Genomic DNA, 15271 nt, shown 5'->3' with positions numbered 1-15271 from the left:
TCCCGAAGGAGAAACGATGCCACTTCTCGACGTGCAGAACCTCGTCGTGGACATCCCGACAGAGGACGGCACCGTGCACGCCGTGCGCGACGTGTCGTTCACGGTCGAGCAGGGCGAGTTCTTCGGCGTGGTCGGAGAATCCGGGTCGGGCAAGTCCGTGCTCGTGCAGTCGATCATGGGACTGATCCCCGGCGCCGAGACCTCGGGAACCGCGATGTTCCGCGGCCGCGATCTGCTCACCCTCGAGCCCGCCGGCATGCGGTCGGTGCGGGGAAGGGAGATCAGCATGATCTTCCAGGATCCGCTGTCCAGCCTGCATCCGCAGTACACCGTGGGCTGGCAGATCGTGGAGCAGATCCGCGCGCACGACAAGCGGATCAGCGCGCAGGGCGCGAAGGCCCGCGCGATCGAGCTGCTCGAGAAGGTGCGGATCCCGGATGCCGGTGCGCGCTTCGACGCATACCCGCACCAGTTCTCCGGTGGCATGCGCCAGCGCGTGATGATCGCCATGGGACTGTCGCTCGGGCCGGCGCTGATCATCGCCGACGAGCCGACCACCGCGCTGGACTCGACCGTGCAGGCGCAGATCCTGGACCTGCTCGGCGAGATGCGGGAGGACACCGGGTCGACGGTGCTGATGATCAGCCACGACCTCGGCGTGCTCTCCCGCGTCGCCGACCGGGTGATGGTGATGTACGGCGGGCGCCGGCTCGAGCTGGGCACTAGCGCGAGCGTGCTGGGCTCACCGGCGCATCCGTACACCGCGGGGCTGCTGCGCTCGTCGTCGTTCAACCGTGAGCCGGGCGTGCCGCTCACACCGATCCCCGGCCGCCCGCCGAGCCTGCTCGCCCCGCCGCTCGGATGCGTGTTCGCCGAGCGCTGCCCGGACGTGATGGACATCTGCCACACCCGGCCGCCGCTGCGCCGGTACGACGACGGCACCGAGGTGGAGTGCTGGCTCGAGGACGCGCCGTCCGAGCCGCCTGCTCCCGCCCCGCTGGCCGCGGTGCCGGTCGCAGCGGATGCCCCGCGCGTGATCGCCGCGGCATCCGATGTCACGCTGACGTTCACGCAGCGCCGGAAGCAGAGCCGCACGGTGCTCGACCACATCTCGGTCGAGGTGCGCCGCGGTGAGACGCTCGGGCTGGTCGGCGAGAGCGGATGCGGCAAGACGACGCTGGCACGCACGCTGGCGGGACTGATCTCGCCGACCTCCGGCTCGGTGACGTTCGACGGGCAGGAGCTGTCCGGTCTCGGCCACAAGGAGTGGCGCGAGCTGCGCCGCAAGGTGCAGGTCGTGTTCCAGGATCCGTTCGGCTCGCTGAACCCACGGCGCCGGGTCGGATCGATCATCGGCGACCCGTTCCGCATCCACCGCCTCACCTCCGGTGAGAAGCGCCGCGAGAAGGTGCAGGAGCTGATGGAGGTGGTCGGGCTCAACCCCGAGCACTACAACCGCTTCCCATCGCAGTTCTCCGGCGGGCAGCGGCAGCGCATCGGTATCGCCCGCGCGCTCGCGCTGAACCCCGAGCTGGTCATCCTCGACGAGCCGGTCTCGGCGCTGGACGTCTCGATCCAGGCGCAGGTGCTGAACCTGCTCGAGGACCTGCAGCGAGAGCTCGGTCTCACCTACGTGTTCATCTCGCACGACCTGGCCGTGGTGCGTCACATCTGCGACCGCATCGCGGTGATGGACGGCGGGCGCATCGTCGAGCTCGGCGATGCAGAGACCCTGTACCGCGATCCGCAGCATCCGTTCACGCGCAAGCTGCTCAATGCCGCCGCCCCCGAGGTGCGGCAGCAGGCGCCGACGCGCACCCTCGTCGAGGTCGGAGGAGAAGCCGCATGAAGGTCATGACCCCGCGCACCGCGCTGATCGCGGCGCGCAACTCCGCAGACGTGCAGCTGAAGGGCTCGTGGCGGCTGACGTTCGAGCGACTGCGCCGCGACCCGGCGAGCATCGCCTCGGTCGTCGTCATCCTGCTGATCGTGCTGTTCGCGATCTGCGCGCCGCTGATCGCGGCCGCCACCGGGCACGGCCCGACCGAGCAGTTCCGCGAGACCGGGCTCAGCCCGGAGGGCATGCCGATGCCGCCGAGCGCCGAGTTCCTGCTCGGCACCGATCAGCTCGGCCGCGACATCCTGGTGCGGCTGGCGTACGGCGCGCAGGTGTCACTGCTGGTCGGCGTGGTGGCATCCATCGCGGCATCCCTCATCGGCGTCACCGTCGGCGTCGTCTCCGGGTTCGTCGGGGGAGTGACCGACACCGTGCTCAGCCGCGTCACCGACCTGGTGATGAGCGTGCCGTTCCTGCTCTGCGCGATCGCGCTGGTGTCGGTGCTCGGCCCGAGCCTGGGACTCTCGATCGCCGTGATCGTGTTCTTCAGCTGGACCGGTCTCGCCCGCGTGATCCGCGGTCAGGTCGTCGCGCTGCGGCATCGCGAGTTCGTCGAGGCGGCGAGGTCGCTCGGTTCGTCGAAGTGGTCGATCATGTTCCGCGACATCGTGCCGAACCTGGTAGTGCCGATCATCGTCTACACGACGCTGATGATCCCGTCCGCGATCGTGTTCGAGGCGACGCTGTCGTTCCTGGGGCTGGGCATCGTGCCGCCGACGCCCAGCTGGGGCAACATGCTGGCGGATGCCGCGAACGGCTCGATCTACCTCGTCGCGTGGTGGATGGTCGTGGTGCCCGGCACCGCGCTGCTGGCGCTCACGCTGTCGTTCAACCTGCTGGGCGACGGGCTGCGCGACGCCCTCGATCCGTCCAGCCGATCGCCTCGGCCTGCAGCGAAGGGAGGCCGCAAGTGATCCGCTTCATCCTGTCGCGCATAGCCTTCGGCGTGCTGGTGCTTTTCCTGCTCAGCGTCTTCGTGTTCTTCCTGTTCTACGTCACGCCCTCCGACCCCGCTCGCATCATCGCCGGCGACAAGGCGACAGAGGAGCTGATGGCGCAGATCCGCGTGAAACTCGGACTGGATCAGCCCATCTACGTGCAGTACCTGCAGTTCATCGGCAACCTGCTGCACGGCGACCTCGGCTACTCGTACCGGTCGAACATGCCGGTGTCCGAACTGCTCGCCTCGCGCATCCCGGTGACGATGTCGCTGGTGTTCGGCGCGGTCGTGCTGTGGCTGGCGATCGGCATCCCGATCGGCATCACCTCGGCGCGGCATCCTGGCACGTTCCGCGATCGCGCCGGCCAGGCGTTCGCCATCATCGGGATCAGCTTCCCGACGTTCGTGCTCGGCATGGTGGCGCTGTACCTGCTGTACTTCCTGCCGTCGAAGGCGGGGATGATGCTGTTCCCGCCCAGCGGGTACGTGCCATTCCTGCAGGACCCGTTCGGCTGGGCGTGGCATCTGCTGCTGCCGTGGCTGACGCTCGCGCTGGTGGTCGCGGCTGTGTATGCGCGACTGACCCGCGGGCAGATGCTCGAGGTGTTCGGGCAGGACTACATCCGCACCGCCAGGGCGAAGGGCCTCACCGAGCAGCGCGTGACCTACGTGCACGCGTTCCGCAGTGCCATGCCGCCGCTGGTCACCCAGCTGGGCATCGACATCGGACTGATGCTGGGCGGCGTGATCGTCATCGAGCAGGTGTTCGGACTGCTGGGCGTCGGCAGCCTGGCGGTATCCAGCGTCGCGATGCAGGATCGTCCTGTGGTGATCGCGATCGTGCTGCTCGGCGGACTGTTCGTCGTCGTCTCGAACCTCATCGTCGACGTGCTGTATGCGGCGATGGACTCACGCGTCCGTACCGCCGGCCGCTGACCGCACTCCTCAGAAGGGAAATCCATGACTCTCGACCACGCACACGCCCCGGTGGCATCCTCCATGCCGGCTCCCGCCGAACGCGACCCGCGGATGCCTCGGCTCACGCTCTCACCCGGATTCATCCGGTCGATGCAGAGCGGATGGGGCGAGGCCGACCGCACTCCGCGCCTCACTGAGGGCACGGCGCAGGCCGCGGCCGCGCACCGCGCGCGTCTGTCGGCCGCGCTGCCCGGCAAGCGGATCGCGGTGGCCGCCGGGCGCGCGCCGATGCGCGCGAACGACTCCGCGTACGAGTTCCGTGCCGACAGCGACTTCCTGTGGCTGGTCGGCGCGGCGATCGAGGATGCCGTGATCGTGCTCGATCCCGCGTCGGGCGGGCATCTGGCGACGCTGTACCTGCCGGCGCCGTTCCGGCCCGGCGACGACGGATTCTTCGGCTCGGCGCTGCACGGAGAGCTGTGGGTCGGGCCGATGCCGGGACTGGCCGAATACGCCGAGGCACTGGACGTGCGCACCCGCCCCATCGAGGAGCTGGAGACGGATGCCGCGACGCTGCGCGCCGGCGTCGCCGTACAGGACCTGCCCCGATCGGAGGAACTGTCGCGCACGCTCTCCGAGCTGCGGATGTTCAAGGACGAGTGGGAGATCGCCGAGCTGCGCGCCGCGATCGACGGCACCGTCGACGGCTTCGCGGCGACCGTGATCGAGATCCCGTCCGCCGTGCGCTGGGGCGGGGAGCGCTGGCTGCAGGGCACCTTCGACCGGCACGCCCGCACCGTCGGAAACGGTGTCGGGTACACGACCATCGTCGGCTCCGGCGCGCACGCGCCGATCCTGCACTGGGTGCGGGCCGACGGCGAGGTCGACCCCGAGGCGCTGCTGCTTCTCGACATGGGTGTGGAGCGGAACTCGGGCTACACCGCCGACGTGACGCGCACTTTCCCGGCATCCGGTTCGTTCACCGCCGTGCAGCGGCAGGTGCACGACCTGGTCGAGAAGTCCCACCGTGCCGGACTCGCGGCCGTCGGGCCTGGTCGTCCGTGGAGCGACTTCCACGTCGCGTCGATGGAGGTGCTCGCGCAGGGCCTGCACGACTGGGGCGTGCTGAACGTCTCGGTGGACGAGGCGATGTCGCCCGACGGGCAGCAGCACCGCCGATTCATCGTGTGCGGCGTCGGGCACCACCTCGGCATCGACGTGCACGACTGCGCCTCTTCGTCGTACGCCGCGTACCAGGGCGCCGAGATGCAGGAGGGGATGGTGCTGACCGTCGAGCCCGGTCTGTACTTCCACTCCTTCGACGAGACCCTGCCGCCGGAGCTGCGAGGCATCGGCGTGCGCCTGGAGGACGATCTGCTGGTCACCTCGACGGGCAGCGAGGTGCTGTCGGATACCCTGCCGATCGACGCCGACGGCATAGAGGCGTGGATGAAGGGCCTCGATTCGCGCGACGGTCGCGCGTGACGTAAGCTTGTCCGCGGTGACGTGTCCGAGCGGCCGAAGGTGCAACTCTCGAAAAGTTGTGTAGGGTAACCCCCTACCGTGGGTTCAAATCCCACCGTCACCGCCAATTGTCCTGAGTCGCGACTTCGATTACATCGAGGTCGCGGCTCAGGACTTTTTTGTGGGTTCAGTGATGTTGACCGGGGGGGGTATCGGCCAGAACGTGTGGATGGGGTCGGGCGTGTTCAGCCTCTGCCGGCCCATCCGGTGCGGAGCCAGAGTCCTTCGCCGACGTCGAGTCCGGTGTCGTAGAGCGGTGGGCTGTCAAGGTCTTCGGTCGGCTCGGGGTGGTCGGGCTGGACTTGCGGCGGCGGTGCGAGGGCGAGGGTGAGGGCTTCGTCGAGGGGCATCTGCCGCAGTACGAGGAACCATTCGACGGCGCGTTGACGGTGTGCTTCGCTCATGCCGCGGTGGTGGCGGAGCAGGTCTCGGATGGGGCTGTTGATTCCGCCTTCCAGAGGGCTGGTGGTGCGCGGGTTGCCGTGGGTGATCCAAGTGAACAGGACGCCGCCCCGGGTGACCTTTCTGATCAGGAGTCAGGCTTTGCGGAGGCGGTCGTGGGTGTATCCGAATTGCCCGTTGCGGAACATGGTTCGTTCGCGGGTGAGGTGCCCGAAGGTCTGCCACCACTGCTCCAGGTGCAGCTGCCACCCGATTGCGGCGTCTTCGTCGTCGACCTCGCTGAGCCGCATTACGAGCCCTCGTAGTGCTTTGCCGGCGGGAGTTCTGGGGTTGCGGGTCAGGTGCCTTGTGGCGTTCATCTGCAGGTGGAAGATGCAACGTTGATGCACGGTCTCGGGCCAGACGGTGCGCAGCGCGCTCGGAGCCCGGATCCGCCGTCGGAGACGATCACCCCAGGAGAGGGGATCTGTTCGAGCAGCGCGGTCCATGCGGCGGTGCTCTCGCGTCCGCACCATTGCCAGGCCAGCAGGTCGCCCTCGTCGCTGATCGCGATCAGCAGGCACCAGGTGCCGATCCAGATCCCGTCGACCATGACCGCGTGGTGGATCGTCTCGGCCGGTCGCAGACGCGGGTGGATGTCCCAGCACCAGGCGGTATCGCGCCGGAAGGTCCGACCCGTCGTGGTGCCGTCGATCTCAGCCTGGGTGTTCTTCCCGGTCAGCCAGCGCACGAATCTGCGCAGCTGCTCGCGGCGGGTCACGTCCGGGCGGCGCCTGACCGATGACGCTCCGCAGGACGGGCAACGCCACCGTTGTTCTGGCGGGCTGGTAGTGCCGGGTGGGGTCGATGGTGTGCTCGGCGATGATCTCTCCGGTGTCGGCGTTGCTGGTGACGATGTCGCGGTCGTGGATGAGCATGAGCACGTGGCTGCCGGCGTGCGCGCGTCCGATGCCGAGGTGGATCATCTTGCCGGCATAACGGAGTGAGACTTTCCCGTCTTTGTCGACTTTGTCGGTGCGGGTGCGCCACTCGGTCTGCCCCGTCTTGGCCGGGGTGGCCTTGGGGAGGGCGGTGTAGGCCTGGTCGGGAGTGCGTCGGCCGATCGAGCGGTGCGGGCGGACGGTGTTGTACCAGGTCTGGAACTGGTCCAGCAGGGCTTGCAGGTCCTCGATCGTGTCGGGGTAGGGGCGGGCGGCGAGCCAGCGCTTGAGGGTCTGGTGAAATCGTTCGATCTTGCCCTGTGTCTGCGGGTGCCCAGGTCGGCCGTTCTTCTGTGTGATGTCGTGCGTGGCGAGGAGCTTCTCGAACCCGCCGCGGGCTCCCTTGTGGCGGGCGAGGCGTGTGGTGAACACGAGCCCGTTGTCGGTGAGGGTGGAATACGGGGCCCCGTAGGTCGCGATCAACTGGGCCAGGGCCTGGGCGACCATCCCGTCGGTGAACGCGGTGGCCGCATGGATGTGCAGGAGTTTGCGGGAATGGTCGTCGAGGAAGTCGAGGATCTCCACCCGGGTGCCGGAGGACAGGTACCAGTGTGTGATGTCGGCTTGCCAGCACTCGTTGGGCAGGTCGGCTTGGAAGCGGATGTAGGAGCTGCGGGGCCGTTTCTCTGGTGCCGGGGTGATCAGCCCTTCGGCGTGCAGGATGCGTCGGATCGTGGCGGTCGATGGGGCGCGGGTGCCTTCCTGTTCGAGGTGCCATCCGATCGTGACCGGCCCGGCGTCTGCACCGCCGCGGGTGAGCTGACGGCGCAGCTCGATGATCCGCTCGCGGACAGCGACCGGTGTCGTTCCTGGGCGGGAGTGAGGGGCGCGTGAGCGCGGAGCCATCCCCTCGGGACCTTGCTTGTCGTACCGGGTGACGAGGGTGTGCACCCATTGGCGGGTCACTCCGTAACGGGCGGCTGCTTCGGCGTGCGTGAGGCCCTGCTCGCGCACGGCACGGACGATGACGAGGTTCTTCGGTTTCACCCGTCAACGATGTCCCGACTCACCTGTCAACGATCACCCGTCCCGGATCATCAACGATGTCCCGGCGCAGCAGTTAACGATCATCACCGGGATCCGCGCGATCAGCTGTCAACGATGTCCTGAATTCCAACACCACCGTCACCGCCAATCGATCAGGACCCCCGAGACGAAGTCTCGTGGGTCCTGATCGATTAATGCTCCCGCTGTCGGCTCGGCAGGTCGAGATCGAGGGGTGGGGCGCAAACGGTCTCAGACCTACCGCCAGAAGGAGCAGCGTGCGCGCTGCTGGCATCTGGTTCGACGAGCAGCCGCGAGCTGAGCTGACGGCTTGGTGGCGACCAAGAGGGTGAGCACCGTGCCGGGGCGTTCGAGGTCCTCAATTGTGGTGCCTGCCCCATGCGATTGGGGTTTGCCGTCTACCTTTCGGATTCTGACGTCTTCGTGGCGACCTCGAGTTGCGCAAGCGCCCATCGGGCCCACTCCTGTTGGGCCTGGAAGCTGCGGATGCCGTACTCGAGGGCGAGGCGACCGAAGCGCAGCCGCCCGCGCTGGTGATCTTCGGCGTCTGCGGCAGAGGCGACGCCGAGAAGCTCGGCTTCGGCTGCTTCTGCGTCGGCGAGGTAGTCGAGGATGAGTCGGCGCGCGTCCTCCTCGGAGAGGGCCGAGATCAGCGCGATGCGCAGGACGCGCTCGTCACGGACACCGCGCGGGCCTGCCGGTGTCAGTAGCCACTTGCGCAGCTCCTGTCTCCCCGATTCGGTGATCGCGTAGGTCCGTCTTCCACGGGCGCCTTGCTCGACCACTTCGATGAGATGGTCGGCGATCATGCGATTCAGCTCGGGGTAAACGTGGCTCTGTCGGGCGGTCCACACATAGGCGTGCAGGGATTTCTCGAACCGGGCCGTCAGATCGTAACCGCTGGCGTGTCCATCTTCGAGAAGCCCAAGCAGCGCGTGTCTCAGAGTCACAAACCCATCATGACAGAAATCGGCTAGACGCATACGGATTGACAGGTACAAATATAGGTGTCATGATCCGATTGGCGGATCCCCCACGATACGAAAGGCCCCATGTCAACGACACCTATCCTCTTCGTCCACGGCTTCTGGCACGGCGCATGGTGCTGGACGGATGTGTTGAGTCACTGCGCGGCGGCGGGGCGAGTCGCGCACGCCGTCGACCTGCCCGGCCACGGTCTGCGGGCCGCACGACCGGCCGCCGACATCGATCTCGATCACGCCGCGGACTTCCTGGTAGACCAGATCGGCAGGCTCGGCCATGGCCACCCAGTTGCAGTGGTTGCCCACAGCATGGGCGGGGCAGTGCTTACCCGGGCCGCACAGCAGGCTCCCGACCTGTTCGCACAAGCGATCTATCTCGCCGCATTCATGCCTGCGACGGACACGCCCGCGATCGCCTACGCCCAGTCACCAGCGCTCGCCGCGCTGCTCCTTCCCGACGTCGTCGCGCGTGCGCTGCGCCTCAACGTCGCCCCAGGCGACGTCGTCGCCCGCGGGCAGCTTCGCGACACGTTCTATGGGGACGTCGACCTCGCAACCGCCGACGCAGCCATAGAGATGCTCAACTCCGACGCCCCGCTCAGTATCGCCACGGACACCACCACGCTGACCGACGCCGGCTGGGGATCGGTATCACGCACCTACATCACTACGGAGCACGACGCGGTGATCCCCGTCGGCACACAACGTCGACTCATCGCCGACGCTGACGCAGCTTTCCCGGTTGGACCGACCCGCGTCGTCGCGCTCGATGCGTCGCACTCTCCGTTCCTCTCCGTACCAGAGAGGGTCGCCGAGATTGTCTGCCGTGCCATCCCTGTCTAGATTATGTTGCTCCACCCGCCCGGGCGGCTCGTCGCCGCGTCGACGGACGACATCTGACGTGCAAGCGCCACGTCATGGCAGGGGTTAGTGAAGTGTCTCGCCTCGTTTGAGCATCTCAACGTACTCCGCCACGCGTGCAGCTCGCGAGGAGGGCCGCTTGAGGTTGGACACCCGGAAAGCCATTGAGAAGCGGTTCTGCGCCGATTGAGCTGCGAATGCTCTGGCGCTCTCCGGGTCCGCGTCCAGGGCTTCCTGCAGCTCCGTCGGCAGGTCGCGGTCGCGCTGCCGATACGCGCTGTCCCATCGACCGTCGGCCTTCGCGCGGTCGATTTCGCGCTGGCCTTCGGGACGCATGCGACCTTCCTCGATCAGGCGAGTCACGTGCCCGATGTTGACCTTCGACCACATGCTGTGCGGGCGCCGTGGCGTGAAAGTCTGCAGGAAGTAGTCGGCGTCGACGGATAGTGATTGCCCATCGATCCATCCGAAGCACAGCGCGACATCGAGCGCCTCGGCGTAGGTGATCCCGGGGCGGGTCGTCGCCTTCTTGCGCAGTCGTAGTCGGACCCCATTCGGGTCGGGGCCCGAGTTCAACCACGCTTCCCACTCCGCGACTGTGTCTACGTGCAGTTCAGGCTCTTCTGCGCGGTTGGGCATGACGCGAGGATAGCCCGGGCGCAGCGAATCGCGCTGGGTTACGCGCTGCTGGGCATCCCGAGCTCAATACGGCCGCGTTGGGCGACGTTCCTACCCAAGCCCACCTCAGCGGTCGCGCGGACGCCCTTCAAGGGCCCGGTCGCAGATGTCCTCGATCAAGGCGGTGACGGCGGTCGAGTTCTCCTCCGGGGAGACGTTGGTGTCAGCGCCGGGCACCACCTCAAACTTGTTGGTCGTGGTTCACGCATCGCCGCGAGGCCGTGCGGGTGATTCGCGACAGGCGCCGTATGCGGCTCGGTATGGTTTCGATGCTGCGACTGGTCGTTCCTGAACGTGACTCTGATCTCGGCCCGAGACCGTTGGTCGGCTGGCGGATGAGGCTGATCGCATAGCTCCTGCGGGATGCCCTTCCTTCCAAGTGTTTTCTCAACTCGGCGAGAAGCCAATGCGCCTAGGCGAGCTGGAGGGACGTTGACCACCCAACATTCCTGACGCTGTCCGATCTTGGCGGTGTCGTTCGTTGACTTGGTGAAGGGAACCTGGTGAGCGGGTCCCGAGACCAAGGAGTACAGAATGAAGCTGACGACGATCACGCAGGTCACTCTCGACGGGGTAACTCAGGGTAACGGCGGTTCGACTGCGGCGGACCGCGAGGGCGGGTTCGTGAGGGGCGGGTGGGCTCGAGGCGCGGGTGACGACTCGACGCGAGATCACATCGCAGCGACTTTCCAGCGCGCCGATGCCTTCCTGTTCGGTCGTCGAACCTACGACATCCTCCTCTCGTTCTGGGGAACAATGGATGACCTGAAGCGGCATCCGATCGGCGTGGCTCTGAACGCGAAACCGAAGTACGTGGCATCTCAGACGCTTACGGCACCGGAATGGGCGAACACCGAGGCCCTCGGGGACGATCTCTTCGCCGCCATTACTGCACTGAAAGCGAGCGGCGAAGGCGAGCTGCAGGTGCACGGCAGCAGCCGGCTCATCCAATGGCTGCTGGAGAAGGATCTCGTGGACGAGATGGAACTCATCACGATCCCCGTCGTCGTCGGGCAGGGGGAACGGCTGTTCGCACAGTCCGGCCGCGATGTCTCGATGCAATTGGTCAGCTCACGCGCCGACTCGAAGGGCGTGATGATTCAGACCTATCGACCCGCCGGTACCCCGTCCTACGTGACCCACTGATCGGCGGTGACCGTATCAATGCTGTTCAACACGCCAGGAGCGACCCCATGACAGATGCACCAGACCGCACCATCGACGAGGTCATCGATCGATACAACGAAGCCTTTCGTGTCCACGACCCCACGCTTCTGGATGACCTGATCGCCGACGAATGCGTCATCGAGGACACGAATCCGGCTCCCTACGGGGCTCGCCATGTGGGGAGACAAGCCTGCCTGGCACGCTGGTCTCAGCTCGCGGGGGATACCGACCTGGGTTTCTCGCCAGAACCGTCCGAGATCTTCGGTGATCTCGCCGTGGCGCCGTGGATCCTGCGTTGGGGGCCGGGGAAGAACGACCGCGTGCGCGGCGTGAACCTCATCCGTGTCCGGGGCGGCCGTATCGTCGAGGCACGCGGCTACATGAAGGCGTAGGTAGATCTGACATGGCGGGTGTCGACGACGTTCGCGCGAGGAGAGGGTAGAGCGATGCAGTATTTCGTTTCCGTGATCGATGACGAGGGCAGCCCGGGCAGCATGGACAGGCGCCCAGCGATCAGCGCGTTCAACGAACGCTTGATCGAGGGCGGATATTGGGTGTTCGCCGGCGGCCTCGCCGCTCCAGAAGCAGCGACGGTCATCGACAATCGGGGGGAGACCCCGATGATCAGTGACGGTCCGTTCTTGGAATCGAAGGAGTATCTCGCCGGAGTCTGGGTATGGGAGGCGCCCGATCTGGATATCGTGCTGACTCTCGCTGCCGAAGCGTCGCAGATCTGCGATCGGAGAGTCGAGGTGCGACCGTTCGCATGAGCGATGTCGATACCGCGATCACGCGGGCATATCGTCACGAATGGGCTCGTGTGGTCGCGGGGCTTGCCCGGCGCTTCGGAGACCTCGACATCGCCGAGGACGCGACGGCCGACGCCTTCGAAGCAGCCGTCGCACGATGGCCTGCCGACGGCGTGCCACCCAGCCCCGGTGCATGGCTCACCACCACCGCCAACCGCAAGGCGATCGACCGACTCCGACGAGAGAACCAACGCGAGGGCAAGCACAAGGAGGCTCTGGTCATGCACGACAGCAGCCCTTTGGAATCGACCGGTGTCATCGACGACGATCGGCTCCGGCTCATGTTCATCTGCTGCCACCCGGCATTGGCGCTGGAGGCCCGGGTCGCTCTGACACTGCGCTTGGTCGGCGGCCTGACAGTACTCGAGATCGCCCACGCCTTCCTCGTCTCAGAGAGCGCGATGGGCCGGCGGATCACTCGGGCGAAGGCCAAGATCAAGGCAGCAGGCATCCCATACCGGGTGCCGACTGCGGAGGATCTGCCCAGACGCCTCGCCGGTGTCCTCGCTGTGCTCTTTCTGGTCTACAACGAGGGCTATCTCGCGACCGACCCCGATGCAGTGCCCGTCCGCGCCGACTTGACGACCGAGGGCATCCGTCTTGCACGCCTGCTGCACGCTCTCATGCCAGAGGAGGGTGAAGTCACAGGGCTGCTGGCGTTGATGCTCCTCACCGAAGCTCGCCGGACCACCCGTGTCTCTGCAGACGGCGAGCTCGTTCCCCTTGACGAGCAGGATCGTCGAGCCTGGGACACCGCACTGATCACCGAGGGCCACCGTCTGGTGCGCGAGCGGCTGGCTGCGATTGCGGCCTGTGAGGTCCCGGGTCGCTATCAGATCCTCGCGGCGATAGGCGCCGTGCACACCTCAGCCCGTCACTTCCGCGACACCGACTGGTCACAGGTTCTCGCTCTCTACGACCAGCTCGTCGCCGTCGACCCGTCGCCGGTCGTCGAACTGAACAGAGCCATCGCGGTCGCCGAGCTCGATGGCCCCGAAGCGGCCATCGCGATCGTCGATCGGCTGGAGAACCGGCTGCACGACTACCACGCCTTCCACGCCACGCGCGCCGAGCTTCTGCGCAGGCTGGGTCGTAACCAGGATGCCCGAGCCGCTTACGAAGCAGCTATCGAGCTGGCGGGTAACACCGCCGAGACGGCCATCCTGCTGCGCCGTCTCGACCGACTGCACTAGGGCGTGTCTGACAATGTTCTCGTCCTGGCGATGGCGGTGTGGATGAGGACGGCGGCGCGGTAGACGATCGCGTGTTTGTCGTAGCGGGTCGCGAGGCCCCGCCATTGCTTGGTGTGGCAGAAGCGGCGCTCGATCACGTTGCGGTTCTTGTAGTCGTCGGCGTCGAGTCCGACGGGCCTGCCGCCGCGTGATCCGCGCCGCTTCCGATGGCCTTGCTGGTCTCGCGGTTCGGGGATCACGGCCTTGATCCCGCGCCCGCGCAGGTGCGAGCGGATCGCGCGTGACGAGTAGGCCTTGTCGCCCCGGACGGCATCCGGGCGTGTGCGGGGACGACCAATCGGACGGTTCACGCGGAGCTGCTCCAGCATCGGCAGCAGCATGGGTGAATCGCCGGCTTGGCCGGGCGTGACCACGGTGACCAGCGGGAGCCCGTTGCCGTCGACGAGTTGGTGGATCTTCGTCGACAACCCGCCTCGGGAGCGGCCGATGCCGTGATCAGGCGGCTCGACGCCCAGATTCGTGTAGTTCGATCCAGCCCCCTGTGGGGCGGGTCGTGTTCGTCGCGTGCTGATGCGCGCGAGCGATCGTCGAGTCCACCGATACCGACCAGTCGACCAGTCCCTCGGCGTCGGCCTGCGCGATTAGCGCGCGCACGATCGTGTCCCACGTTCCCTCGGTCGCGAGCCGATGATGCCACGTCCATACGGTCTGCCACGGGCCGAACACCTCGGGCAGATCACGCCACGCGATCCCGCACCGATACCGGTAGATGATGCCCTCGAGCATCGTTCTCGCGTCCGAGAACTTCCGCCCCGGCCGACCCGTCGGCCTCGGCAACATCCCCTCGATCAGGGACCACTGAGCGTCAGAAAGCAACTGGAACCGCGACACCAGTCCAGACTCTCAGCCGATCCCATCAACCTTTGTCAGACACGCCCTAGTCTCTAACCATGACCGACGACGTCCGCAATGTGCAGGAAGCCCTTTCGACGATCACGGAGCACTGGCAGCCGCATCGCCTGACCAGCATCAACGACTACGACGTCAAGGTGGTCAAGCTGCAGGGCGAGTTCGTCTGGCACACGCACCCCGACACCGACGAACTGTTCATGGTGGTCACCGGCCGGCTGACGATCCAGCTGCGCGACCGTGATGTCGTCCTGAATCCTGGCGACGTATTCGTCGTGCCGCGTGGCGTCGAGCACTGCCCGAAGGCGGACGAGGAGGTCCACGCCGTCTTGTTCGAGCCGAAGGGAACGGTCAACACCGGCGATGCCGGCGGCGAGATGACGGCGGCGCTGCAGGAACTCGCCTGAAGCTCCTGTCAGGGCGCAACTCATGAGGGTCGTGTTCATGTGCGGTCCGGCGGGGTCGGGGAAATCGACCGTCGCGCGGAGGCTCGAGGGGGAGGGGTTCGTCCGTCTGTCCTTCGACCGGGAGGCCTGGTCGCGTGGCATCCGCCGGATGCCGCTGGCCGACGACGTTCACCGTGATATCGATGCCGGCCTGCAGCGGCGCCTGCTCGAACTCGTGCGCGACGGGCGTGACGTCGTGCTCGACTTCTCGTTCTGGTCGCGGACGATGCGCGACCAGTGGCGTGGCCTGCTGGTGCCCCACGGCGTGATTCCCGAGACCTACTACCTCGACACGGACCGGGCGACCTGCCTCGAGCGGTTGGCTGCGCGCACTGGCGCACATCGCGACGACTTCGTCTTGGACGAGGCCACGGCCGCGGCGTACTTCGACGGCTTCGAGCCTCCCTCGGCCGAGGAAGGGTTGCTGACGATCTGCTCGCTCTCCTCGTAGTCCGTCCGCCCTGTTCTCCAGACCGACGACGAGCGGATCCTTGACGGTGCCTGGTTCGTCGCCGTCGGGATCCGGACGACACGGAGCCAGAAGATGGGGAACACCCTG

Annotated in this window: 18 protein-coding genes, 1 tRNA gene and 1 pseudogene; 13 read left to right on the top strand and 7 right to left on the bottom strand. The window is 66.7% G+C overall.

Annotated features, from left to right (window positions below):
* Nucleotides 1-16 precede the first annotated feature (16 nt).
* The 5 genes from GON06_RS14470 to GON06_RS14450 all read left to right on the top strand — a co-directional run bounded on the left by GON06_RS14470 (nucleotide 17) and on the right by GON06_RS14450 (nucleotide 5346).
* Entirely contained in the window at nucleotides 17-1849 is a 1833-nt protein-coding gene (locus GON06_RS14470) for a dipeptide ABC transporter ATP-binding protein (protein WP_157313036.1), read from the top strand.
* Nucleotides 1846-2811, top strand: a complete 966-nt coding sequence (locus GON06_RS14465; protein ID WP_198346716.1) for an ABC transporter permease — start codon at nucleotides 1846-1848, stop codon at nucleotides 2809-2811. Before GON06_RS14470 ends, GON06_RS14465 begins: the two co-directional genes overlap by 4 nt.
* Complete coding sequence (locus GON06_RS14460) at nucleotides 2808-3773, top strand: ABC transporter permease (protein ID WP_332837589.1); 966 nt, start codon at nucleotides 2808-2810, stop codon at nucleotides 3771-3773. The genes GON06_RS14465 and GON06_RS14460 overlap by 4 nt, the downstream gene beginning before the upstream one ends.
* A gap of 24 nt (nucleotides 3774-3797) precedes the next feature.
* Entirely contained in the window at nucleotides 3798-5240 is a 1443-nt protein-coding gene (locus GON06_RS14455) for an aminopeptidase P family protein (protein ID WP_232528502.1), read from the top strand.
* A gap of 15 nt (nucleotides 5241-5255) precedes the next feature.
* Nucleotides 5256-5346 (top strand) — tRNA-Ser (locus GON06_RS14450).
* A gap of 118 nt (nucleotides 5347-5464) precedes the next feature.
* Here the strand turns inward: GON06_RS14450 and GON06_RS14445 are convergent.
* The 5 genes from GON06_RS14445 to GON06_RS14425 form a co-directional block, all read right to left on the bottom strand.
* Nucleotides 5465-5683, bottom strand: a complete 219-nt coding sequence (locus GON06_RS14445; protein WP_157313035.1) for a hypothetical protein — start codon at nucleotides 5681-5683, stop codon at nucleotides 5465-5467.
* Nucleotides 5684-5815: 132 nt separating this feature from the next.
* Nucleotides 5816-5971 (bottom strand): hypothetical protein, encoded by a 156-nt coding sequence (locus GON06_RS14440; RefSeq protein ID WP_157313034.1) that lies wholly within the window; start codon nucleotides 5969-5971, stop codon nucleotides 5816-5818.
* Between the two features lie 65 nt (nucleotides 5972-6036).
* A complete protein-coding gene (locus GON06_RS14435) occupies nucleotides 6037-6441 on the bottom strand; it encodes a hypothetical protein (RefSeq protein WP_157313033.1) in 405 nt (134 codons plus the stop codon).
* Nucleotides 6377-7648, bottom strand: a complete 1272-nt coding sequence (locus GON06_RS14430; protein WP_378734865.1) for an IS481 family transposase — start codon at nucleotides 7646-7648, stop codon at nucleotides 6377-6379. Before GON06_RS14430 ends, GON06_RS14435 begins: the two co-directional genes overlap by 65 nt.
* A 416-nt stretch (nucleotides 7649-8064) precedes the next feature.
* The gene (locus GON06_RS14425) at nucleotides 8065-8616 is read right to left on the bottom strand and encodes a PadR family transcriptional regulator (RefSeq protein ID WP_198346715.1); all 552 of its coding nucleotides are present in this window, start codon (nucleotides 8614-8616) and stop codon (nucleotides 8065-8067) included.
* 102 nt (nucleotides 8617-8718) lie between these two features.
* Here GON06_RS14425 and GON06_RS14420 point away from each other — a divergent pair, with 102 nt between their 5' ends.
* Nucleotides 8719-9492: an alpha/beta fold hydrolase gene (locus tag GON06_RS14420; protein WP_157313031.1), complete on the top strand. Its 774-nt coding sequence runs from the start codon at nucleotides 8719-8721 to the stop codon at nucleotides 9490-9492.
* 84 nt (nucleotides 9493-9576) lie between these two features.
* Here the strand turns inward: GON06_RS14420 and GON06_RS14415 are convergent, their stop codons facing one another.
* Nucleotides 9577-10149: a YdeI/OmpD-associated family protein gene (locus GON06_RS14415; protein ID WP_157313030.1), complete on the bottom strand. Its 573-nt coding sequence runs from the start codon at nucleotides 10147-10149 to the stop codon at nucleotides 9577-9579.
* Between the two features lie 573 nt (nucleotides 10150-10722).
* On the opposite strand from GON06_RS14415, the gene GON06_RS14410 reads away from it, so the two are divergent.
* From GON06_RS14410 to GON06_RS14395, 5 genes and pseudogenes are all read left to right on the top strand, one after another.
* The gene (locus GON06_RS14410) at nucleotides 10723-11334 is read left to right on the top strand and encodes a dihydrofolate reductase family protein (protein ID WP_157313029.1); all 612 of its coding nucleotides are present in this window, start codon (nucleotides 10723-10725) and stop codon (nucleotides 11332-11334) included.
* 47 nt (nucleotides 11335-11381) lie between these two features.
* Nucleotides 11382-11747, top strand: a complete 366-nt coding sequence (locus GON06_RS14405; RefSeq protein ID WP_157313028.1) for a nuclear transport factor 2 family protein — start codon at nucleotides 11382-11384, stop codon at nucleotides 11745-11747.
* 54 nt (nucleotides 11748-11801) lie between these two features.
* Nucleotides 11802-12125, top strand: coding sequence for a YciI family protein (locus GON06_RS14400; protein ID WP_157313747.1), 324 nt, complete (start codon nucleotides 11802-11804; stop codon nucleotides 12123-12125).
* Nucleotides 12032-12340: pseudogene (locus GON06_RS19115) on the top strand (sigma factor); the annotation flags it as partial. The gene GON06_RS14400 and the pseudogene GON06_RS19115, both read left to right, overlap by 94 nt.
* A gap of 45 nt (nucleotides 12341-12385) precedes the next feature.
* Complete coding sequence (locus GON06_RS14395; protein WP_332837717.1) at nucleotides 12386-13357, top strand: RNA polymerase sigma factor; 972 nt, start codon at nucleotides 12386-12388, stop codon at nucleotides 13355-13357.
* Here GON06_RS14395 and GON06_RS14390 read toward each other — a convergent pair.
* Nucleotides 13354-14248, bottom strand: a protein-coding gene (locus GON06_RS14390) for an IS5 family transposase (protein ID WP_332837588.1) whose coding sequence is annotated in 2 segments (ribosomal slippage) — nucleotides 13354-13896 and nucleotides 13898-14248 — 894 coding nt in all. Because the reading frame shifts where the segments join, the coding sequence is not laid out codon by codon here. The two genes, GON06_RS14395 and GON06_RS14390, sit on opposite strands and share 4 nt — an antisense overlap.
* A gap of 59 nt (nucleotides 14249-14307) precedes the next feature.
* Here GON06_RS14390 and GON06_RS14385 point away from each other — a divergent pair.
* Both GON06_RS14385 and GON06_RS14380 read left to right on the top strand, forming a co-directional pair.
* Nucleotides 14308-14673, top strand: a complete 366-nt coding sequence (locus GON06_RS14385) for a cupin domain-containing protein (RefSeq protein ID WP_157313026.1) — start codon at nucleotides 14308-14310, stop codon at nucleotides 14671-14673.
* Nucleotides 14674-14695: 22 nt separating this feature from the next.
* Nucleotides 14696-15163: an AAA family ATPase gene (locus GON06_RS14380; protein ID WP_198346714.1), complete on the top strand. Its 468-nt coding sequence runs from the start codon at nucleotides 14696-14698 to the stop codon at nucleotides 15161-15163.
* Nucleotides 15164-15271 lie beyond the last annotated feature (108 nt).

The organism is Microbacterium sp. MAH-37 (assembly GCF_009758255.1).
GTDB lineage: Bacteria > Actinomycetota > Actinomycetes > Actinomycetales > Microbacteriaceae > Microbacterium.
The sequence above is the reverse complement of the archived record's forward strand: the minus strand, read 5'-3'. Positions and strand labels throughout refer to the sequence as shown.